Origin of the sequence: Sellimonas sp., from assembly GCF_047234585.1 — a bacterium.
Lineage (GTDB): Bacteria > Bacillota > Clostridia > Lachnospirales > Lachnospiraceae > Sellimonas > Sellimonas caecigallum.
In genome coordinates this window covers 42,468-63,158 of the sequence record NZ_JBKSWG010000015.1, presented here as the reverse complement: position 1 = coordinate 63,158, position 20,691 = coordinate 42,468, and the positions used below count along the sequence as shown (strand labels likewise).

Below are 20,691 nucleotides of genomic sequence, written 5' to 3'. Positions count from 1 at the left end.
AAAAAAGGAATCCAAACCCCTTATAAATCAAGGGATTAAGATTCCGAGAGATTATAAATTTAAAACGGAGGTAAAAAAATGGGAAAAGTACTGATTATCGGATGCGGAGGAGTAGCAAGTGTGGCAATTCAGAAATGCTGCCAGAACAGTGAGGTGTTTGAAGAAATCTGTATTGCAAGCCGTACTGTGTCCAAATGCGACGCGCTGAAAGAACAGCTGGAAGGGAAGACAAAGACAAAGATCACAACTGCACAGGTGGATGCAGATAATGTGGACGAGCTGATCGCACTGATTGAAAAAGTAAAACCGGATCTCGTATTGAACCTGGCTCTCCCGTACCAGGATCTGACGATCATGGATGCTTGTCTGGCAACAAAAGTACACTATGTGGATACTGCAAACTATGAGCCGGAAGATACGGCAAAATTTGAGTATAAATGGCAGTGGGCTTACAGAGAAAGATTTGAAAAAGCAGGGATCACAGCCCTTCTTGGAAGCGGATTTGACCCGGGTGTGACAAGCGTATTTTCTGCTTATGCCCTGAAACATTATTTTGATGAAATCAATTATATCGATATCCTGGATTGCAACGGAGGAGATCACGGATATCCTTTTGCCACAAACTTTAACCCGGAGATCAATATCCGTGAAGTGGCAGCAAATGGTTCCTACTGGGAAGATGGACACTGGGTAGAGACAAAGCCGATGGAGATCAAAAGAGTATATGATTTCCCGCAGGTTGGAGAAAAAGACATGTATCTTCTTCATCATGAAGAAATCGAATCACTCGCTTTAAATATTCCGGGCATCAAGAGAATCCGTTTCTTTATGACATTCGGACAGAGTTATCTTACACATCTGAAATGTCTTGAGAATGTTGGAATGACTTCTATCGAACCGATTATGTACGAAGGAAAAGAAATCGTACCGCTTCAGTTTTTGAAGGCAGTTCTTCCGGATCCGGCATCTCTCGGACCGAGAACAGTAGGAAAAACAAATATCGGCTGTATTTTTGTCGGGAAAAAAGACGGAAAAGAGAAGAAACTGTATATCTACAATGTATGCGATCATCAGGAATGCTACAAAGAAGTCGGATCCCAGGCAGTTTCCTACACGACAGGTGTTCCTGCCATGATTGGAGCGATGATGATCTTAAACGGCACATGGAACAAAGCCGGAGTGTACAACATCGAAGAATTCGATCCGGATCCGTTCATGGAAGAACTGAACAAATGGGGACTTCCGTGGATCATCGATGAAAATCCGACTCTGATCGATTAATGAGGGACAACATGAGAAAAGAAGAATTGCGGACTCCGTGTTATATCGTCCAGAAGGCAAATCTCATCCGAAATCTTGAGGAATTGGCCCACATCCGGAAACAGACCGGCTGCAAGATCCTCCTGGCTCAGAAAGCGTTTTCTATGTACAGTCTTTATCCGCTGATCGGACAGTACCTCGACGGTACTGCGGCAAGTGGACTTTACGAGGCAAGGCTTGGGGCAGAAGAAATGGGAAAGGAAAACCATGTCTATGCCCCGGCGTTCCGGGAAGATGAGATGGAGGAAATTCTGAAATACAGCGATCATATTGTATTTAATTCTTTCCACCAGCTCCAGAAATATCAGGAGCAGGTAAAAAAGGCGGGAGGAAGCATTGGAATTCGGATCAACCCGGAATGTTCCACACAGGAAGGCCACGCTATCTATGATCCTTGTGCTCCAGGCTCCAGACTCGGTGTGACCATCGAAAATTTCAGGCCGGATCTGCTGGAATACGTGGACGGTTTCCATTTTCATACACTCTGCGAGCAGAACTCGGATGACCTGAAAAAAACGTTGGAAGCAGTGGAAGAAAAGTTTGGTACATGGATGCACCAAATGAAATGGATCAATTTCGGCGGCGGACATCATATCACAAGACCAGACTATGACAAAGAGACCCTCATCGAATGTATTCTTCATGTAAAGGAGACATACGGTGTCGAAGTGTATCTGGAACCGGGAGAAGCAGTGGCCCTAAATGCAGGAAGTCTGGTTACCTCCGTGCTGGAAACCGGGGAAAATAGGATCCGTCTTGCGATTCTGGATACTTCAGCAGCCTGTCATATGCCGGACGTACTGGAGATGCCGTACCGTCCTCCTCTTAAAGATTCCGGACTTCCGGAAGAAAAAATGTACACGTACCGACTAGGCGGACCGACCTGTCTGGCGGGAGATATTATCGGAGACTATTCCTTCGACCATCCGCTGCAGGAAGGGGAACGTCTGGAATTTTTAGACATGGCTATCTATTCTATGGTCAAGAACAATACCTTTAATGGCATGCGCCTTCCGTCCATCGCTGTGGAGGATGAAGATGGAAATGTTACCGTCGTTCGCAAGTTCGGGTACGACGACTTTAAGATGAGACTGTAAAGATTTTAAAATAAGTATTTGCTTGCATTTTCTGTAACAAGTGTTATAATATATGTGTAACAGATGGAAAACCTTAACCAGACCGTTTTCAAAAGGACAGTCCGATTAGGAATCAGATTTTTGGAGGAAAAGATAAATGAATACTTTAAAAGCTGAGAGACGAGACATGAAAACAAAAGCAAAGAAACTGAGAAGGGAAGGGTTTGTTACCGGAAATGTATTTGGCAAAAATATGCCGGAATCCATACCGCTGCAAATATTGGAAGCGGACGCCGCGCGGCTTGTCAAGACATGTAAAAAAGGCAGCAAGATCATTCTTGATGTCGACGGGCAGAAAATGAATGTGCTGATCAAAGAAATTGACTTTGAACCAATCAAATCAAGACTTCAGGAGATTGATTTCCAGACTTTGGTAAGCGGGGAAAAAGTACATTCTGTCGCAGAGATAGTAATTCTAAACCATGATAAAGTGCTGGGCGGTGTTGTAGAACAGACACTGGAGGAGATCTCTTATAAAGCTCTTCCGGAAGCACTTGTGGAGAAAGTGGAAATAGATGGAAGCAGCTTGAAGGCAGGAGATACCATCAAAGTATCCGATCTGGATATTTCCAGAAACCCGGATATTGAGATCCTCACTAGTCCGGATACCGTTGTCGTTACGGTAGAAGAGGTACATACAGTCCCGGATACGGAAGAAGCGGAAGAATAGTATACAGCCTCACATATGGAATAAAAAAAGAGACATTCGGAAAGCCGAGAGATAGGAGTCGGCTTGACAAATGTCTCTTTTTCTTTATAAATCTTGACAAAATTCAAAAAAAGATTTAAAATAACTTATGTTATATAACATAAGTTATTTTAAAAAGGAGGAAAAATGATGCCGCCAAAAGCAAAGGTCACACGGGAAGATATTTTACAGAAATCATTTGATATCGTACAGAGTCAAGGAATTGGAAGCCTTAATGCGAGGCGAATTGCGCAGGAACTTTCATGCTCCACAATGCCTATTTTTAACGCGTTTCGCGATATGAATGAGTTGAAAGAAGAGTTGAAAAAACGCATAGATGATCGATATACCGCATTTACCCAGGAGTATATCGATAAAGAGGACTATCTTTTTACAATCAGTTTTGCATATATACAGTTTGCAAGGGAAGAACGAAATCTTTTTGGGGCGTTGTTTGTAGAAGGATTTGTCCGTCCCCGTACAATCGAAGGAGTCATCCAATCATCCTGGAACCGGGAGACGATTGAATGCACGGCCAGACAGTTTGACATCTCGCTTAAGAAAAGTGAAGAATTGTACAGAGATGTAAGGTTTTATGCACATGGGATCGCAACACAGATTTATGGCGGTAACATGTGTATGGATGAGACAGAAGTAAAAGAGTTATTGAAGAATATGATAGGAAAGATGAGAAAATGAAAAATTTTAAGATTATCAGCACGTATTTCCGCGTAACTCAGGTAAACAAAAAGGAAACGTTTCTTCTGATTTTCTTTTCCCTGCTCAGCAATGTTCCATACTTATTTATAAGTCTTTTGTTCAGCATGGCAATCAGATATCTGACCGACAAAAATATTCCTATGCTTTTGTGGACTATCATAGTATATTTTGCATTAAAATTATTATCAAAGGTATCGCAGATACTGAACCTGATGATGGAACGAAGATTTCATAATGATGTGTATCTGAAATTACAGAGCCAGATCATCGACAAGCTGGATCAAATAAAGATCCAGTATTTTTCAGATCACAGCAAAGGAGAAATGCTGAATATTGCAAACGGAGATATTAAAGTTCTGGCGGAATTCGGAACTTGGCTTTCCTTTTTCGTACGGGGAACATCCGATATTTAAAGAGTACAGTCTGAATATCGCTCCGAACACCCTTTGCGCCCTGACAGGGCCAAGCGGATGCGGGAAAAGTACATTTTTTCATCTTTTGCTGAGATTTGAAAAGGCGAAAAAAGGGCAGATACGGATAGGCGGCACACCAATTGGCCTGTATCCGAAAGAACAGTATTCCGGATTGCTTACATGTGTTCTCCAGCAGCCGTATTTTTTCCATATGTCTGTCTACGAGAATCTGGCGCTGATTGACAGGGATTTTGAGAAAATCCGGAAAGCATGCAAGGATGCAGGGATTGACGAATATATTATGTCACTTCCAGAACAGTATGATACTATCCTGGAGGAAGGCGCTGCGAATTTTTCAGGAGGACAGAGACAAAGACTGGCAATCGCACGTGCACTTTTAAAGGAGGCAAAAATTCTTTTGCTGGATGAAGTGACAAGTGCATTAGATGTGAAAACAGCCTCGGAGATTATGGAAACGGTAAGCAAACTGAAGAAGAACCACACGATCCTCATGATCTCTCATAAACCAGGAGAGTATAAGTGGTGTGACAGGATCATTCCTATGGAAAAAATCAGGGCAAGGCAGTAGAAAATCCCGCTGTATTCGGATTCCCACTTCTTCCATTTGCATTTTTGTGCCTGATATGGTAAGGTATGGAGGAACATTACACGAAAAGGAAGATAAGAATGAACAAAGAGATAGAACGTTTGATAGATGAGATCGATCTTTTGCAGGCCGCTCCGGCGGAGGAGCCGATGCGCCAGTATTATTTTATAAAAAAATGCAGACAGTATGTAAAAGAGATTTCAGAGAAACTTGGCAGACCGCTTCGGGCTGCAACGGTAACCTTCGGCTGTCAGATGAATGCACGGGATTCTGAAAAGCTGACCGGGATACTGGAAGAGATCGGGTACGTGGAGGAAAGTGTGGAGGAGAAAGCAGATTTTGTCATCTACAATACCTGCACGGTAAGGGAGAATGCCAATCAGAGAGTGTACGGAAGACTTGGACAGCTAAACAGGGTAAAACGGAAAAATCCTCATATGCTGATCGGGCTTTGCGGATGCATGATGCAGGAACCGCATGTTGTGGAGAAACTGAAGAAGAGCTACCGGTTTGTGGATCTGATTTTTGGTACACACAACATATATAAATTTGCGGAGATTCTGGCGACCAGGTTTGAATCCGAGAGAATGGTCATTGACATCTGGAAAGATACGGACAAAATCGTGGAAGATCTGCCAAGCGAGAGAAAGTATTCTTTTAAGTCCGGCGTCAATATTATGTTTGGATGCAACAATTTCTGCAGTTACTGCATCGTTCCGTATGTAAGGGGAAGGGAGCGGAGCAGAAATCCGAGAGATATCATACGGGAGATCGAGACACTGGTGGCGGACGGAGTCAAAGAAGTCATGCTTCTTGGACAAAATGTCAATTCCTATGGGAAGACGCTGGAAGAACCGATGTCTTTTGCAGAACTTTTGAGAGAAGTGGAGAAGATCGAAGGATTGGAGAGAATTCGGTTCATGACGTCTCATCCAAAAGATCTGTCAGATGAACTGATAGAAGTCATGAAGACATCTCGAAAAATCTGTCGTCATCTGCATCTTCCGGTACAATCGGGAAGTACGGACATTTTGAAAAAAATGAATCGCCGCTACACAAAAGAGCAGTATCTAAGCCTTGTAGATCGGATAAAGACTGCTATGCCGGATATTTCTCTTACGACAGATATCATCGTAGGATTCCCGGGAGAGACAGAAGCTGATTTTCAGGAGACGCTGGATGTAGTGCAGAAAGTCCGTTACGACAGTGCATTTACCTTCATCTACTCCAAGCGGACGGGCACTCCGGCTGCTGCCATGGAAAATCAGGTGCCGCAGGAAGTGGTAAAAGACAGATTTGACCGCCTGCTGAAAGAAGTGCAGAAAATTGCTGCGGAAGAATGCAGCAAACATGAAGGGACGACACAGACTGTCCTTGTAGAGCAGATGAATGAGCAGGACGATACGCTTGTGACAGGACGTCTCAGCAACAATCTTCTTGTCCATTTTCCGGGCACAAAAGAGATGATCGGACAGCTTGTGGATGTAAAACTGATTTCTTGCAAAGGATTTTACTATATCGGAGAAGCGGTAAAATAAAACAGGCACTTTCTGCCATGCATAAGAGGATAAAAAACGCCCAGACTATTTGTGTAAACATGCAAAAGTGAGGGCGTTTTATCATGAAAAAATTAAGCGAATATCTTTTTTTGTGGGCAGTCGGAGGCTGCCTTTATTATACATTTGAACTGGCATTTAGAGGATTTTCCCACTGGACGATGTTTGTTCTTGGAGGGTTATGTCTTGTATTTTGTACTGCACAGGGGAGAGCCGGCCGATGGCAGGATCCTTTGGCATTTCAGGTGCTCCAGTGTATTGTGTTTGTGACATCTTGTGAATTTATCACGGGGATTATTGTCAACAAGTGGCTTGGACTTGGAGTGTGGGATTACAGCGATGTCCCATTTCAGCTTTTCGGACAGATCTGTCTGCCGTTTATGGCCCTTTTTGGGATTTTATGTACCGTGGGGATCTATCTGGGAGGATATCTTCTGCATTTCCTTTACGGGGAAGAAAAACCTCATATTCCCATATGGTAGTTTTCAGTATGGTATCTTTCAGGCATTCGCATGAAGCGATTTTCTCCAGCCGCCTTTTCGATAGTATAAGAGCAGGCAGATGGCACATGTGACCCATGTGATGATATAGCTCTGGAAGATCGTAGCGATATCGTTGCTTCGCGGCGTCATGATCATGAGATACAAGACACGGACAATGCACAGATTTCCGATCATGATCATCATAGAAGCAAAAGAGTAGCCGGCGCCGCTGATAACGTTGCTCAGGACCTGCATAAATGCCGTAAGGACATAAAATGGGATCAGTGTCCGGATCATGCGCATTCCGTATTGGATGATATCGGCTTCATTCGTGAAGATCCGGGTAATCGGCTCCGCAGCAAGAAAGAAGAAGAAAGAGCTGACTGCCGCGTAAAGGATATTCATAAGGAGCGTCACATGGGTGCCTTTCAGCACACGATCTGGTTTGCCGGCACCGACGTTCTGACTTGTAAAAGTTGTGATGGCGACACCAAAACTTAAGACAGGGAGAAAGACGAGTCCGTCGATTTTATTGAAGGTTACCCAGGCAGCCATGGCCGCAGATCCGTAAAGATTGATATAGTACTGGACGAAGATGTTGGAAAAGCCGATGATCGTCTGCTGAATGCCTACCGGGATTCCGACTTTGAGGATCTCCAGAAGCATGGAATGGTCTGCTTTTAGAAGTCTCCACTCCAGGCGGTATACTTCTTTTGACCTGGCAAGTTTCAGGACCACAAGGATGGCAGAGACGATTTGGGCGATGACGGTAGCGATCCCGACACCTGCGATCCCCATACGAAATACAGATACAAAGACGATGTCCAGCACAATATTGATGATGCTGGATACTCCAAGGTAATAAAGAGGTGTCTTGGAGTCCCCCACGGCCCGCAAAATGGCCGCCCCCATATTGTAGATCATCATGGGAATGATACCTGCAAAATAAATGCGCAGATACAGGTTTGCTCCATCCAGCACATTGGACGGTGTGGAGATGGCACGAAGAATCCAGTCGGAGGAAAGGATCCCAAGGATCGTCATAAATAGTCCGAAGACAATGGTAAATACGCTTGACGTGTGGATGGAACGGCGTAGTTTTTCTTCCAGTCCTGCTCCGAAGTATTTTGCTACGATGACACCGGCTCCCGTGGTAAGTCCGGAAAACAGACCGATCAGGAGGTTGATGACTGAAGTCCCGGCTCCGACGCTTGCCAGCGCCTCTCCTCCGACAAAATTTCCTACTACGATGGAGTCCACCGTGTTATAAAGCCACTGGAACAAATTCCCGGCAATGATGGGAAGGGAAAAGAACAGAATCTGTTTCCAGATTACCCCTTCCGTCAAACGCTGTGTGTTTTCTGCCTGCATTTTTATTCCCCCATTTCTCATCTGATAAATCCAGTATACCAGAGGGAAAGAGCTGCTGGGAAGAAAATTTTGCTTTTTTTGGCGGGAGATTGATGTTATAATGTAATGTTGCCAGGGGTCTGTGTACCCCGAAGACATGAGATATATAGATTCTTATAAATAAAAAAGAGACAAAAGAAAAGGAGAGAAAAAGTTGGCCGAGTTAACACCGATGATGCAGCAGTATATGGAGACGAAAAAGGAATACCCGGACTGCATTTTATTTTACCGCCTCGGAGATTTTTACGAGATGTTTTTTGACGATGCATTGACTGCATCAAAAGAGCTTGAGATCACTTTGACCGGAAAGAACTGCGGGCTCGAAGAGCGGGCGCCGATGTGCGGCGTGCCGTTTCACTCCGTTGATGGATATCTGAATAAGCTGGTGGAAAAGGGATATAAAGTGGCGATCTGTGAACAGGTCGAGGATCCAAAGCTTGCAAAGGGTATTGTGAAAAGAGAAGTTATCAGGATCGTCACACCAGGGACAAACCTGAATACCCAGGCGCTGGACGAGACAAAAAACAATTACATCATGGCCATCGTTTACGTATCGGACGACAGGTATGGGATGTCGGTAGCCGATGTATCGACAGGCGATTATTTTGTCACGGAGATAGAAAGCAGGGGCAAGCTGTTTGATGAGATCTATAAGTTTAGCCCATCGGAGATTGTCTGCAACGAGGCACTCTATATGAGCGGAGTCCGCCTGGAAGAGCTGAAAGATCGGATGAATGTGGCCATTTCTTCGCTGGATGCATGGTATTTCGACGATGCCATCTGCAGAAAAACGCTGAAAGATCATTTTAAAGTTGCTTCGCTGGAAAGTCTCGGAGTGGCAGATTATGATTGTGGGATCGTGGCGGCAGGCGCCCTTCTTTCCTATCTGATCGAGACGCAGAAGACATCTTTGGCGCATTTTACGAAACTTACGAACTATACGACAGGAAAATACATGCTGATCGACAGCTCCTCCCGCAGAAATCTGGAGCTGTGTGAGACACTCCGGGAAAAACAGAAAAGAGGCTCTCTTCTCTGGGTGCTGGACAAAACACGTACAGCTATGGGAGCCAGGATGCTGCGAAAATATGTGGAACAGCCATTGATCGATAAAGACAGTGTTGTGAGACGTCTGGATGCGGTAGACGAGCTTTTAAAAGAAGCCATCGCAAGAGAAGAGATACGGGAGTATCTTACCCCTGTCTATGATATGGAACGGCTTGTGGGAAAGATTTCGTATCAGTCGGCAAACCCTCGTGATCTGATCGCATTTAAAAGTTCGCTGTCCATGCTGCCTCATATCAAGTACATATTAGGGGATCTCCGATCGGAGCTTCTCAAAGATCTGTGGGACCAGATGGATCCGCTGGAGGATCTGTATGGACTGATAGAGCAGGCTGTTATCGATGATCCGCCGCTTGCCATGAAAGAGGGCGGCATTATTAAAGATGGGTACAACGAAGAAGTAGATCGTCTCAGAAAGGCAAAGACTGATGGAAAAACATGGCTTGCCGAACTCGAACAAAAGGAACGGGAAAAGACGGGGATCAAAAATCTCCGGATCAAATACAACAAGGTATTCGGCTACTACCTGGAAGTGACCAATTCTTTCAAGTCCATGGTGCCGGACTATTATATTCGGAAACAGACCCTTGCAAACGCAGAGCGGTACAGTATTCCGGAGCTGAAAGAGTTGGAAGATCTGATCCTTGGTGCGGAAGACAAACTGTTTGCCTTGGAATATCAGCTGTATTGCGACGTGCGCAACCGAATTGGAGAAGAGATTGCCAGAATCCAGCAGACAGCAAAGGCAGTGGCGGCAGTGGATGTGTTTGCTTCTCTTGCACTCGTGGCAGAGAGAAACAGATATGTAAGGCCGAAGATCAACGAAAAAGGGATCATTGACATCAAGGATGGAAGACATCCTGTAGTGGAAAAAATGATTCCAAACAATATGTTTATCGCAAACGACACGTATCTGGATGACAAAAAGAACCGCGTATCCATCATCACAGGGCCGAACATGGCGGGGAAATCCACTTACATGAGGCAGTCTGCGCTCATCGTTTTGATGGCTCAGATCGGATCTTTTGTCCCTGCTGCCTCTGCCAACATCGGACTGGTGGACCGGATTTTTACAAGAGTTGGGGCTTCCGACGATCTGGCTTCCGGTCAGAGTACTTTTATGGTTGAGATGACAGAGGTGGCAAATATTCTCCGAAATGCTACAAGCAAAAGTCTTCTGATATTGGATGAGATTGGGAGAGGAACGAGTACATTCGACGGGCTTTCTATCGCATGGGCGGTGGTAGAGCATATCAGCAATGCCAAACTTCTGGGTGCAAAAACGCTGTTTGCAACTCATTACCATGAATTGACGGAGCTGGAAGGAAAGATAGACAGCGTTCACAACTATTGTATCGCTGTAAAAGAAAAAGGGGACGACATCGTTTTCCTGAGGAAAATCGTAAAGGGAGGGGCAGACCGAAGCTATGGAATCCAGGTGGCAAAGCTTGCGGGTGTTCCACAGACGGTCATTGACCGGGCGAAAGAGCTTTCCGAGCAGCTTTCCGATGCAGACATCACGACCCGGGTACGGGAACTGGATATGCAGGGAAGCGAGACAAGGAAGAAGACAAAACGTCTCGACGAAGTAGACATGGCTCAGATGTCTCTTTTTGACACGGTTTCAGACAGCGACGTACTGGAAGAGATCAAGACAATGGATATCAGCCATATGACACCGATGGATGCGATGAATACGCTGTATCAGCTTCAGAATAAACTGAACAATCGATGGTAGCGGAAGGAAGGAAAGGACATGGGAAAGATTCAGGTATTAGATCAAGTTACGATCGATAAGATCGCGGCTGGAGAAGTGGTGGAACGGCCGGCCTCTGTCGTGAAGGAGCTCGTAGAAAATGCCATTGACGCCAATGCCACGGCTGTCACGGCGGAGATCCAGGAGGGCGGCATCTCCCTGATCCGGATTACAGACAATGGAAATGGAATGGAAAAGGACGATGTCCGAAATGCATTTCTCAGGCATTCAACGAGCAAGATACGGACGGTGGATGATCTAACCCACATTTCTTCCCTCGGATTTCGGGGAGAGGCGCTTTCCAGTATTGCAGCTGTCTCGCAGGTAGAGATGATAACAAAGACGGAAAAGGAACCATTTGGCGTGTCCTACCAGATATCCGGCGGCAAAGAGATTTCCATGGAGGAGACTGGGGCGCCGGACGGGACGACATTTCTTGTGAGACAACTTTTTTACAATGTGCCTGCAAGAAGAAAGTTCCTGAGGACACCGATGACAGAGGCAAGCCATGTAAGTGACCTTATGACAAGGCTTTCTTTGTCCCATCCGGATGTCTCCTTCCAGTTTATCAATAACGGTCAGGAGAGGCTTCACACTTCCGGAAACGGAAAGTTAAAAGATGTGATCTACCATGTGTATGGGAGAGAAATCGCAGGGAATCTGATTGAAGTTTCCGCCCAGAATGAGCACATTCAGCTGAGTGGGTTTATCGGAAAACCTGTTATCACGAGGGGAAACAGGAATTATGAAACTTTCTTTGTGAACGGGCGGTATATCAAAAGCAGCATTTTGTCCAAGGCAGTGGAAGACGCTTACAAGGATTTCACAATGCAGCATAAATATCCTTTTGTCGTGCTTCACATTACGATATTGGGAGAAATGATCGACGTCAATGTCCATCCCACAAAGATGGAACTGCGGTTCGACCACCAGCAGGAAGTGTATCAGTTTCTGTATAAGACAATTGGAGAAGCGCTTCACGAGCGGGAATTGATCCCGGAAGTGGAAGTGCCTGAGCCTGTGCCGGTTCAGAAAGAAAAAAAATACTTTGAAAAAAAAGAACCTCCGAAAGAGCCATCATTCCCAAAAGAACCTGCAGAAAAGAAGCCGGACGATCGGAAGGAAGAGCCGAAAGACCGGGATTTGGATTACTTTATGGGAAAAATGAGGGAGCGTGTGCGCTCCTACCACGAGCAGTTCTCGTCTGCGGAAGTAAAGGAAAAGGGACAGATCCATGAGCCTGCGCAGAAGGCAGACAAGATACGGGAAGCAGTCTCCTACAGAATCCGCCAAGAGAAAACAAAACAGGAGCCGAAAGCAGAGAAAGAGCAAAAAGCGGAACAGCTTTCCTTTTTTGAGGAGAAATTGCTGGACGAGTCGTCCGTTCCGGATTATAAAATTGTCGGGCAAGTTTTTGACACGTACTGGATCGTACAGCTTCATGACAATATGTACATTATCGATCAGCATGCGGCTCATGAGCGGGTGCTTTATGAAAAGACACTGCGCGGAATGAAGACAAGGGAATACACATCTCAGTATATCAGCCCTCCGATTGTATTGGATTTGTCTATGCAGGAAGCGGAGCTATTTCGCAAATACATGGATCAATTCACAAGAATCGGATTCGAGATTGAGCCGTTTGGCGGAGACACGTTCACAGTCAGCGCAGTTCCCGACAATTTGTTTAGTGTGGCAAAGAAGGAACTGTTGCTGGAGATGATCGACAGCCTTTCCGATGAGATCAGTCCGAATCTTACGCCAGATATTCTGGATGAAAAGATTGCATCCATGTCGTGTAAGGCTGCGGTAAAAGGAAACTACAGACTGTCCAGAAAGGAAGTGGAAACACTTCTGGATGAATTGCTAAAGCTGGATAATCCTTATCATTGTCCGCACGGAAGACCGACGATCATCGCCATGACAAAACGGGAACTGGAAAAGAAATTCAAACGAATCATATAAAAAGCAAAGAGGACAGAAAGGCAGAGAGATGAAAAAACCGCTTGTGATTTTGACAGGACCGACTGCGGTCGGAAAGACACACGCATCCATCAGCCTTGCAAAACGGATCGGCGGAGAGATCATTTCTGCTGATTCCATGCAGGTGTACCGGAGGATGGATATTGGTTCCGCAAAGATTCGGCCGGAAGAAATGGAAGGGGTGCCGCACCACCTTATCAATGTGCTGGATCCGAAGGAAGAATTTAATGTTGTGAAATTCCAGGCGATGGCAAAAGAAGCCATGGCCGGAATCTATGAGCGGGGAAAGATCCCTGTCATAGTAGGCGGAACCGGATTTTATATCCAGGCCCTTTTGTATGATATCGACTTTACAGAAGAAGACGGGGACGATTCTTACAGAAAAGAGCTGGAACAGATCGCTATGGATGGAGGAGCAGCCATGCTGCATGAAAAACTGCAGAAAGTGGATCCGAAATCCGCAGAAGAAATACACGAAAACAATGTGAAAAGGGTCATCCGGGCTTTAGAATACTATCATCGGACAGGGAGACCAATCTCCCAGCACAATGAGGAAGAGCGAATGAAAGAGGCGCCGTACCGGTATGCCTACTTTGTTCTGAATGACGACCGACAGAAGCTTTACAGTCGGATCGAGGATCGAATTGATGCGATGATAGAAGAAGGACTTGTGGAAGAAGTCGCTGCATTAAAAGAAGAAGGCTGTAAGCCGGGCATGGTGTCTATGCAGGGACTCGGATACAAAGAAATCCTTTCGTACCTGAACGGGGAAATGGATTTTGAGGAGGCGGTCCGGATCTTGAAAAGGGATACAAGACATTTTGCCAAACGCCAGATCACTTGGTTTAAGCGCGAGAGAGATGTCATCTGGATCTCAAAAGAAAATTTTGATTATGACGAAGATCGTATTCTGCAGGAAATACTGAGACAATTAGAAGAGAGAGGAATCATACAAAATGGAGATAAATAACGAAAACTTTCGGGATGTGCTCGTACAGTTTTATGAAGAAGCCGGAATTTCAAAAGAAGTATATGCATTTGGCGCAAAGATTGAGGAAGAATTAAAAGAAAGATTCGCACGGATCGACGAGATCGCGGAGTACAATCAGCTGAAAGTCGTGCACGCTATGCAGGAGGCGCGGGTAAATGCAGAATGTTTTAATTATGTGTCCGGGTATGGATACAACGATTTTGGCAGGGACACGCTGGAACAGGTTTATGCCAATATTTTTCACACAGAAGATGCCCTTGTAAGACCACAGATCACTTGTGGCACACACGCTCTTGCCATTGCGCTGGCGGCGAATCTCCGCCCAGGCGATGAGATGATCTCTATCGCAGGAAAACCATACGATACACTGGAGGAAGTCATCGGAATCCGCGAATCCAAAGGCTCTTTAAAAGAGTACGGTGTGACATACAGGCAGGTGGATCTTCTGCCGGATGGAAGTTTTGACTTTGCAGCTATCGAAAAGACGGTGCAGCCGGATACAAAACTTGTCACGATCCAGAGATCAAAAGGATATCAGACACGACCAAGCTTTTCCGTTGCTCAGATCGGGGAAGCCATCCGGTTTGTGAAAGAACGGTTCCCGAATGTCATTGTGATGGTAGACAACTGTTACGGAGAATTTGTAGAATTGCAGGAGCCAAGCGATGTGGGAGCGGACATGGTAGTGGGATCACTGATTAAAAATCCAGGAGGAGGACTTGCACCAATCGGAGGATATATTGCAGGGCGCAAAGACCTTATCGAAAACTGCGCATTCCGACTGACTTCACCTGGACTTGGAAAGGAAGTCGGCGCAACACTTGGAGTGACGAAAGACTTTTATCAGGGACTGTTCCTTGCTCCGACAGTTGTGAAAGGAGCGGTAAAAGGAGCAATCTTTGCCTCCGCTATTTATGAAACCCTTGGATATCACGTGATACCGGGAAAAGACGAAGAACGCCACGACATCATTCAGGCAGTAGAGTTTGGCACACCGGAAGGGGTTATCGCATTCTGCCAGGGAATTCAGGCGGCAGCTCCGGTGGACAGCTATGTGACGCCGGAACCGTGGGCAATGCCAGGCTACGACAGTGATGTCATCATGGCAGCAGGCGCTTTTGTTCAGGGATCATCTATTGAACTTTCTGCTGACGCGCCGATCAAACCGCCGTACGCGGTCTATTTCCAGGGCGGACTTACGTGGGAACATGCCAAGTTCGGCATTTTGATGACGCTTGAGAAACTGGTGCAAAAAGGAATTGTGAAACTGTAATCAAAGATAAAGATTTCCAAAATGATCATAAGAAAATTGTAGAAAAGGAAAGAGGAGTATGAAGCGGATATTGATCATCGGAGGAGGTGCCTCCGGAATGATGGCAGCGATCTTTGCAAAGAGAAGCGGGGTGGACGTTGTGATATTGGAACACGGAAATAAGCTTGGGAAAAAGATTCTCGCCACAGGAAACGGGAGATGCAATTTTACAAATATTGAGCAGCGCCCGGACTGCTACCGGGGGGATGAGCCAACCTTTGGATGGAATGGGATCCGACAATTCTCCGCCCAGGATACCATCCGTTTTTTCCTGGAACTTGGCATCTACTCAAAAAACAGAAATGGGTACCTTTATCCGCATTCCGATCAGGCGTCCGCTATCCTGTCCGTTCTCTTGGCGGAATTGGACCGACTTGGAGTGCAGGTAGAGACGAATATAGAAGTAAAAGAAATCTTTCCTGGAAAACCATTTCGCGTACGGGCAGTCCGCCATCTTTTTTCAGAAGAACGCAAAAGCAAAAAAAGGACGATCCTTGTAAAGACAGGGGAAGAAGCAGTTTCCTTTAAAGGGGACGCAGTCATTCTTGCCTGCGGAGGCATGGCAGCTCCGTCGACGGGATCTGACGGAAGCGGGCTTGCACTGGCTGAAACACTGGGACATTCCATCGTTTCGTGTACGCCGGCTCTCGTGCAGATTTGCTGCAGGGAATCCTGGTTTCGTGAACTGTCCGGTGTCCGTGCATCTGCGGGTATAAGATTGCTCGTAGACGGGGAAATCCAAGCGGCGGATACAGGAGAGGTGCAGTTTACGGATTACGGCCTTTCCGGCATTCCTGCCTTCCAGGTAAGCCGCTATGCATCAAAAGCGTTTGGAAGGAAGGAAAACGAGATGCCGGAAGTAAGGGCGGAGATTGATTTTCTGCCGGAATTTACGATGGAGCAGGCAGCGGCATTTCTGAAAAATCGAATTCGCCTCCTGGAAGATCGTCCAATGGATCAATTCTTTGTCGGGCTTTTCCATGAAAAAATAGGTCAGTTACTTGTTCGCCTTGCATCTCTTGGGGGAGAAAAAAAGGCGGGGGATCTGGAAGAAGACGAAATCCAGAGGATCATAAAGCTTACAAAATGCCTTTCGGCCGTTGTGACAGGGACCAATGGATTTGAACAGGCCCAGGTATGCGCCGGCGGTGTCTCCACAAAGGAGATAGATGGAGAAACAATGGAATCCAGGATCGTACCAGGACTTTACTTTGCGGGGGAGATCATGGATGTGGACGGCATCTGTGGAGGCTACAATCTTCAGTGGGCCTGGTCCAGCGGACAAATTGCCGGGAGGCATGCAGCCATAGAGGATGGAAAGGAGAACATATGATTCGGATCGGACAGCTCAAATTAAAAACAGGACATACAAAAGCGGAATTGGAAAAGAAGCTCGCCAACGTGCTGGGCATTGCGGCAGAGGAGATACAATACTATGAGATCCGAAAACAGTCACTTGATGCGCGGAAGAAGCCGGAACTATACTATGTGTACACAGTAGATGTGACGCTTCAGCATCAAAAAAAGGAACAGAAAATCCTGAAGCGTCATGGAAAAAACGGGGCGATTACAGAGGCGAAGGAAGAAACCTACAGATTTCCGGTAAATCCGTCCGCATCTCCGATACCGGAGCGGCCTGTCATCGTCGGAAGTGGACCGGCCGGCCTTTTCTGCGCCTATCTGCTGGCAAAACACGGGTACCGTCCGATTCTCATCGAGCGGGGAGCTATGGTGGAAGAGCGCAAAAAAGATGTGGAGGAATTCTGGAAAACCGGGGTTTTAAACCCGTCATCCAATGTTCAGTTCGGAGAAGGAGGAGCCGGGACATTCTCAGATGGGAAGTTAAATACCCTCGTGAAAGATCCGGCAGGAAGAAACCGGGAAGTTCTGCGGATTTTTGTGGAAAATGGCGCGCCGCCGGAAATCCTATACGAAAACAAGCCGCACATCGGAACAGACATTCTGATCGATGTGGTAAGAAATATGCGGAATGCCATTGAATCTTTTGGAGGCACCTGTCGGTTCCATACAAAAATGACAAGGCTGTCTGTCTGCGATGGGATTCTAAATGGTATCTGGATCTCATTTTTGGATAAGAAAACGGGAGAAAAAAAAGAAGAATTTATGGAGGCCAGTACGGTGGTGCTGGCTTTAGGACACAGTGCCAGAGACACGTTCCAGACACTGTTCGAACAAGGAGTTCCTATGGAGGCAAAATCCTTCGCTGTCGGTGTCCGGGTGGAGCATCTTCAAAAGATGATCAATAAAAGCCAATATGGTGTTGAGGCCCATCCGCATCTCCCGGCTGCAGCATACAAGCTGACAGCAAAAGCATCTGACGGGCGAGGGGTCTATACGTTCTGCATGTGCCCGGGCGGCTATGTCGTTAATGCGTCCTCCGAAAAAGGAAGATTATGTGTCAACGGGATGAGTTATCACGGCCGGGCAGGAAAAAATGCAAACAGTGCCGTTATCGTGACGGTCACACCGGAAGACTATGGAACCGGAGATGACAATGCCCTCTCTGGAATAGAATTCCAGAGACGCCTGGAAGAGAAGGCCTTTGAAGCAGGACAGGGAAAGATTCCGGTTCAATGCTTCCGGGGATTTTGTCAGCACTGTGTGACAGAAGCGCTCGGAGAAGTGAAACCAGAAATGAAAGGAAACTGGCAGTTTGGGGATGTCCGGGGGATTTTCCCAGAAGCAATTGGGAATGCTATTGAGGAAGGAATCCGGGATTTCGACCGGAAGATAAAGGGATTTGCAAGCCCAGATACAATCCTCTCCGGTGTAGAGGCAAGGACATCATCGCCACTTCGCATCAAACGGGATGAGACATTCCAGAGTACAGGTGTAAAAGGTCTGTATCCATGCGGGGAAGGAGCGGGTTATGCGGGGGGCATTACATCCGCAGCCATGGACGGGATAAAGACAGCTGAAAAAATAGCAAAGCGATATGGACAATAGATGATCCCCGGCGGAAAATCAGACGCTGCAGTCTGAATCCAACGGGGATTATTTTCGGCATTTTTTATATAGAAAGTTTTTGAAAACAGAAGTTATAATCCGGGCAAAGCGCACATATAATTTTTACTATACGGCATTGTCTGTTAAAGTTTAAGAAAATTTTAAGGCTCGAAAAGTCTATACACATTTTTTGAATTATGCTAAAATAGAGACGGTTTGTAAATCATTTGAGGAGTTGAGGAGGACATAAGATGAAGGGAGCAGGAAGCAAGAACGGATGGGCCTTGTTCCTGATGATTCTCGCCGGTGTTGTGCTTGGCGGTTTTATCGGAATGCTTGCAAAAGACATCCCGGCGCTTGACTGGCTTGCCTACGGGCAGACATTTGGGCTTCAGCAGCCGATCGTGCTGGACTTGGGGATATTAGTCCTCACATTGGGACTTACAGTGAAAATTTCTATTGCCAGCATACTTGGCATGGTACTGTCTATTATTATTTATCGCTTCTTATAGTCTGCTGATATCGTCAGAGTTTACAAAAGATATGAGTAATACAATTAAAAATCTGCTTGAGGAGGAACGTCCATATGAAAAATGTGGACGTTTTGGTGCTGAGAGCCTGACAGATACGGAGCTTTTAGCCGTGATGCTCAGAAGCGGGATAAAAGGGAAGAATGCACTGGAAACAGCAAAAAGAATCCTGTATCCGGATGGTGGAAAGGGTGGACTGTCCAGGCTTCCCGCCTACTCAAAAGAGGCTTTGATGAAGATCCCCGGGATAGGAGAGGTAAAGGCAGTCCAGATTATGTGCCTTTGTGAGATGGCACGGAGAATGGCAAAAGAAAAGGCAAAGGAACCTCTCTGTTTCGACAAACCGGAGACGATCGCAGCTTATTATATGGAAGATATGCGCCATCTGAAGCAGGAAGAATTGATGCTTCTGATGCTGAATACGAAGGCACGGCTGCTTGGCGAGACAAAGATTTCCAAAGGAACAGTCAACATGTCTGTGATTTCTCCCAGAGAACTTTTTATAGAAGCACTACAGAAAAATGCGGTAATGATCATTTTGCTGCACAACCATCCGAGTGGGGATCCGAATCCCAGTAGAGAAGATATTCTCGTGACAAAAAAGATCGCGAAGGCAGGAGAGCTGATCGGCATTACGCTTTTGGATCATATCATTATCGGGGACAAGACTTATGTAAGTCTGGCAGAGCAAGGATGGATATAAAAGACAGAAAGGGCAGATAATCGATGACCAGAAATGTGTATGGCCTGGATCTTGGAACATATCAGTTAAAAATATATGACAAAAAAGAAGACCGGATATGGATGGAAAAAAATGTGGTGGCCATTTCGGAGGATACAAATGAGATGTTTGCTTATGGGGATGTGGCTTACAGTATGTTTGAACGGGCACCTGAGCATATCCGCATAGAATTTCCCATGAAAGAGGGAGTCATCTCCCAATTTTATGACATGCAGATTCTGCTGACGCGTCTTCTGAAACCGGATGACGGACTTTTCTCTCGAGGAACAGAATATGTGGTTGCCGTTCCGACAGATGTAACGGAGGTAGAGAAAAAAGCATTCTACGACCTGGCAATCTATTCTTCGGCCAAGGCCAAGAAGGTCAACATCGTTGAACGTGCTCTGGCCGATGCAGTTGGACTGGGACTTGATATTATGTCAAGTCCAGGAGCGGCGATCGTCAATATCGGAGGAGAGACGACAGATATTTCTATCGTGGCATCCGGAGGAATTGTCATGAACCGGCTGCTTAAAATCGGTGGAGTGACATTTGACAATGCACTCGTCACACTCGTAAGGCATAATCAGGATTTTGCTATCGGCCGTCTTACCGCGGAGGCCGTTAGAAAAAAGATGAATGTATTTTGGGATGATGAGGGAAGGAAAGTTACTGCGGCTGGTATCGATCTGGCAGAAGGCGGGCCCAGACAGCAGGAAATACCGGTACATGCGGTAAGGGCGGCCATGCGGGAACCGCTGAAACAGTGTGCAGATGCGGTGCTGCTGATGTTGGAGAGGACTCCACCGGAAGTTCTGTCCAGTATCCGCAGATCCGGAATCTATTTGACCGGCGGTGTGGCAAGGACACCTGGGATCACGGATTATCTGGAAGGAAAGACCGGTCTTATGTTTCATACGGTAAAAGAGCCGGAATACTGCGTGGCAAAAGGACTTCGGGAGATCATACGGTCTCCGGAACTTGGGAGACTTGCGTACTCCATGAAAGATGAAAACTATAGGTGGATGAGATAG

The 20,691-nt window shown here is 46.2% G+C and carries 18 protein-coding genes; 17 read left to right on the top strand and 1 reads right to left on the bottom strand.

Going from position 1 to position 20,691, the window contains the following annotated elements; genetic code table 11:
- Nucleotides 1–78 precede the first annotated feature (78 nt).
- The 8 genes from ACLROL_RS07835 (at nucleotide 79) to ACLROL_RS07800 (ending at nucleotide 6,922) form a co-directional block, all read left to right on the top strand.
- Nucleotides 79–1,281, top strand: a complete 1,203-nt coding sequence (locus ACLROL_RS07835) for a saccharopine dehydrogenase family protein (RefSeq protein ID WP_087211414.1) — start codon at nucleotides 79–81, stop codon at nucleotides 1,279–1,281.
- A gap of 11 nt (nucleotides 1,282–1,292) precedes the next feature.
- Entirely contained in the window at nucleotides 1,293–2,417 is a 1,125-nt protein-coding gene (gene nspC / locus ACLROL_RS07830) for a carboxynorspermidine decarboxylase (RefSeq protein WP_413067642.1), read from the top strand.
- A gap of 136 nt (nucleotides 2,418–2,553) precedes the next feature.
- Nucleotides 2,554–3,126 carry a 50S ribosomal protein L25 gene (locus tag ACLROL_RS07825; protein ID WP_221920082.1) on the top strand — a complete coding sequence of 191 codons (573 nt, stop codon included), beginning with the start codon at nucleotides 2,554–2,556 and terminating at the stop codon, nucleotides 3,124–3,126.
- Between the two features lie 165 nt (nucleotides 3,127–3,291).
- On the top strand, nucleotides 3,292–3,843 hold the full coding sequence (locus ACLROL_RS07820; protein ID WP_204244039.1) for a TetR/AcrR family transcriptional regulator: 552 nt from the start codon (nucleotides 3,292–3,294) through the stop codon (nucleotides 3,841–3,843).
- Entirely contained in the window at nucleotides 3,840–4,277 is a 438-nt protein-coding gene (locus ACLROL_RS07815; RefSeq protein ID WP_413067641.1) for a hypothetical protein, read from the top strand. The genes ACLROL_RS07820 and ACLROL_RS07815 overlap by 4 nt, the downstream gene beginning before the upstream one ends.
- Nucleotides 4,198–4,866 (top strand): ATP-binding cassette domain-containing protein, encoded by a 669-nt coding sequence (locus ACLROL_RS07810; RefSeq protein WP_413067640.1) that lies wholly within the window; start codon nucleotides 4,198–4,200, stop codon nucleotides 4,864–4,866. The genes ACLROL_RS07815 and ACLROL_RS07810 overlap by 80 nt, the downstream gene beginning before the upstream one ends.
- A gap of 98 nt (nucleotides 4,867–4,964) precedes the next feature.
- Nucleotides 4,965–6,422 carry a tRNA (N6-isopentenyl adenosine(37)-C2)-methylthiotransferase MiaB gene (gene miaB / locus ACLROL_RS07805; RefSeq protein WP_288723741.1) on the top strand — a complete coding sequence of 486 codons (1,458 nt, stop codon included), beginning with the start codon at nucleotides 4,965–4,967 and terminating at the stop codon, nucleotides 6,420–6,422.
- Nucleotides 6,423–6,505: 83 nt separating this feature from the next.
- The gene (locus ACLROL_RS07800; protein WP_413067639.1) at nucleotides 6,506–6,922 is read left to right on the top strand and encodes a putative ABC transporter permease; all 417 of its coding nucleotides are present in this window, start codon (nucleotides 6,506–6,508) and stop codon (nucleotides 6,920–6,922) included.
- Between the two features lie 18 nt (nucleotides 6,923–6,940).
- Here ACLROL_RS07800 and ACLROL_RS07795 read toward each other — a convergent pair whose 3' ends face one another.
- Nucleotides 6,941–8,293: an MATE family efflux transporter gene (locus tag ACLROL_RS07795; protein ID WP_413067638.1), complete on the bottom strand. Its 1,353-nt coding sequence runs from the start codon at nucleotides 8,291–8,293 to the stop codon at nucleotides 6,941–6,943.
- A 193-nt stretch (nucleotides 8,294–8,486) separates the two neighbouring features.
- On the opposite strand from ACLROL_RS07795, the gene mutS reads away from it, so the two are divergent.
- The 9 genes from mutS to ACLROL_RS07750 all read left to right on the top strand — a co-directional run bounded on the left by mutS (nucleotide 8,487) and on the right by ACLROL_RS07750 (nucleotide 20,691).
- Nucleotides 8,487–11,135, top strand: coding sequence for a DNA mismatch repair protein MutS (gene mutS, locus ACLROL_RS07790; protein WP_330620469.1), 2,649 nt, complete (start codon nucleotides 8,487–8,489; stop codon nucleotides 11,133–11,135).
- Nucleotides 11,136–11,153: 18 nt separating this feature from the next.
- On the top strand, nucleotides 11,154–13,118 hold the full coding sequence (mutL, locus tag ACLROL_RS07785; protein WP_287448477.1) for a DNA mismatch repair endonuclease MutL: 1,965 nt from the start codon (nucleotides 11,154–11,156) through the stop codon (nucleotides 13,116–13,118).
- A gap of 28 nt (nucleotides 13,119–13,146) precedes the next feature.
- Complete coding sequence (gene miaA / locus ACLROL_RS07780; protein ID WP_287448478.1) at nucleotides 13,147–14,106, top strand: tRNA (adenosine(37)-N6)-dimethylallyltransferase MiaA; 960 nt, start codon at nucleotides 13,147–13,149, stop codon at nucleotides 14,104–14,106.
- Entirely contained in the window at nucleotides 14,093–15,400 is a 1,308-nt protein-coding gene (locus ACLROL_RS07775) for an aminotransferase class I/II-fold pyridoxal phosphate-dependent enzyme (protein ID WP_413067637.1), read from the top strand. Before miaA ends, ACLROL_RS07775 begins: the two co-directional genes overlap by 14 nt.
- Nucleotides 15,401–15,458: 58 nt before the next feature.
- A complete protein-coding gene (locus ACLROL_RS07770) occupies nucleotides 15,459–16,772 on the top strand; it encodes an NAD(P)/FAD-dependent oxidoreductase (RefSeq protein ID WP_413067636.1) in 1,314 nt (437 codons plus the stop codon).
- Nucleotides 16,769–18,406, top strand: coding sequence for an NAD(P)/FAD-dependent oxidoreductase (locus ACLROL_RS07765; protein WP_413067635.1), 1,638 nt, complete (start codon nucleotides 16,769–16,771; stop codon nucleotides 18,404–18,406). The genes ACLROL_RS07770 and ACLROL_RS07765 overlap by 4 nt, the downstream gene beginning before the upstream one ends.
- A 251-nt stretch (nucleotides 18,407–18,657) precedes the next feature.
- Nucleotides 18,658–18,918 (top strand): DUF4321 domain-containing protein, encoded by a 261-nt coding sequence (locus ACLROL_RS07760; protein WP_087211434.1) that lies wholly within the window; start codon nucleotides 18,658–18,660, stop codon nucleotides 18,916–18,918.
- Nucleotides 18,919–18,949: 31 nt separating this feature from the next.
- Nucleotides 18,950–19,639, top strand: a complete 690-nt coding sequence (gene radC, locus ACLROL_RS07755) for a RadC family protein (RefSeq protein ID WP_087200439.1) — start codon at nucleotides 18,950–18,952, stop codon at nucleotides 19,637–19,639.
- A gap of 23 nt (nucleotides 19,640–19,662) precedes the next feature.
- Nucleotides 19,663–20,691 (top strand): rod shape-determining protein, encoded by a 1,029-nt coding sequence (locus tag ACLROL_RS07750; protein WP_087211437.1) that lies wholly within the window; start codon nucleotides 19,663–19,665, stop codon nucleotides 20,689–20,691.

Excerpts from the sequence above, each read along its gene's own strand:
- ACLROL_RS07835 (WP_087211414.1), top strand. The coding sequence starts at position 79 with ATGGGAAAAGTACTGATTATCGGATGCGGAGGAGTAGCAAGTGTGGCA.
- nspC (WP_413067642.1), top strand. The coding sequence starts at position 1,293 with ATGAGAAAAGAAGAATTGCGGACTCCGTGTTATATCGTCCAGAAGGCA.
- ACLROL_RS07825 (WP_221920082.1), top strand. The coding sequence starts at position 2,554 with ATGAATACTTTAAAAGCTGAGAGACGAGACATGAAAACAAAAGCAAAG.
- ACLROL_RS07820 (WP_204244039.1), top strand. The coding sequence starts at position 3,292 with ATGATGCCGCCAAAAGCAAAGGTCACACGGGAAGATATTTTACAGAAA.
- ACLROL_RS07815 (WP_413067641.1), top strand. The coding sequence starts at position 3,840 with ATGAAAAATTTTAAGATTATCAGCACGTATTTCCGCGTAACTCAGGTA.
- miaB (WP_288723741.1), top strand. The coding sequence starts at position 4,965 with ATGAACAAAGAGATAGAACGTTTGATAGATGAGATCGATCTTTTGCAG.
- ACLROL_RS07800 (WP_413067639.1), top strand. The coding sequence starts at position 6,506 with ATGAAAAAATTAAGCGAATATCTTTTTTTGTGGGCAGTCGGAGGCTGC.
- ACLROL_RS07795 (WP_413067638.1), bottom strand. The coding sequence starts at position 8,293 with ATGCAGGCAGAAAACACACAGCGTTTGACGGAAGGGGTAATCTGGAAA.
- mutL (WP_287448477.1), top strand. The coding sequence starts at position 11,154 with ATGGGAAAGATTCAGGTATTAGATCAAGTTACGATCGATAAGATCGCG.
- miaA (WP_287448478.1), top strand. The coding sequence starts at position 13,147 with ATGAAAAAACCGCTTGTGATTTTGACAGGACCGACTGCGGTCGGAAAG.
- ACLROL_RS07775 (WP_413067637.1), top strand. The coding sequence starts at position 14,093 with ATGGAGATAAATAACGAAAACTTTCGGGATGTGCTCGTACAGTTTTAT.
- ACLROL_RS07770 (WP_413067636.1), top strand. The coding sequence starts at position 15,459 with ATGAAGCGGATATTGATCATCGGAGGAGGTGCCTCCGGAATGATGGCA.
- ACLROL_RS07765 (WP_413067635.1), top strand. The coding sequence starts at position 16,769 with ATGATTCGGATCGGACAGCTCAAATTAAAAACAGGACATACAAAAGCG.
- ACLROL_RS07760 (WP_087211434.1), top strand. The coding sequence starts at position 18,658 with ATGAAGGGAGCAGGAAGCAAGAACGGATGGGCCTTGTTCCTGATGATT.
- radC (WP_087200439.1), top strand. The coding sequence starts at position 18,950 with ATGAGTAATACAATTAAAAATCTGCTTGAGGAGGAACGTCCATATGAA.
- ACLROL_RS07750 (WP_087211437.1), top strand. The coding sequence starts at position 19,663 with ATGACCAGAAATGTGTATGGCCTGGATCTTGGAACATATCAGTTAAAA.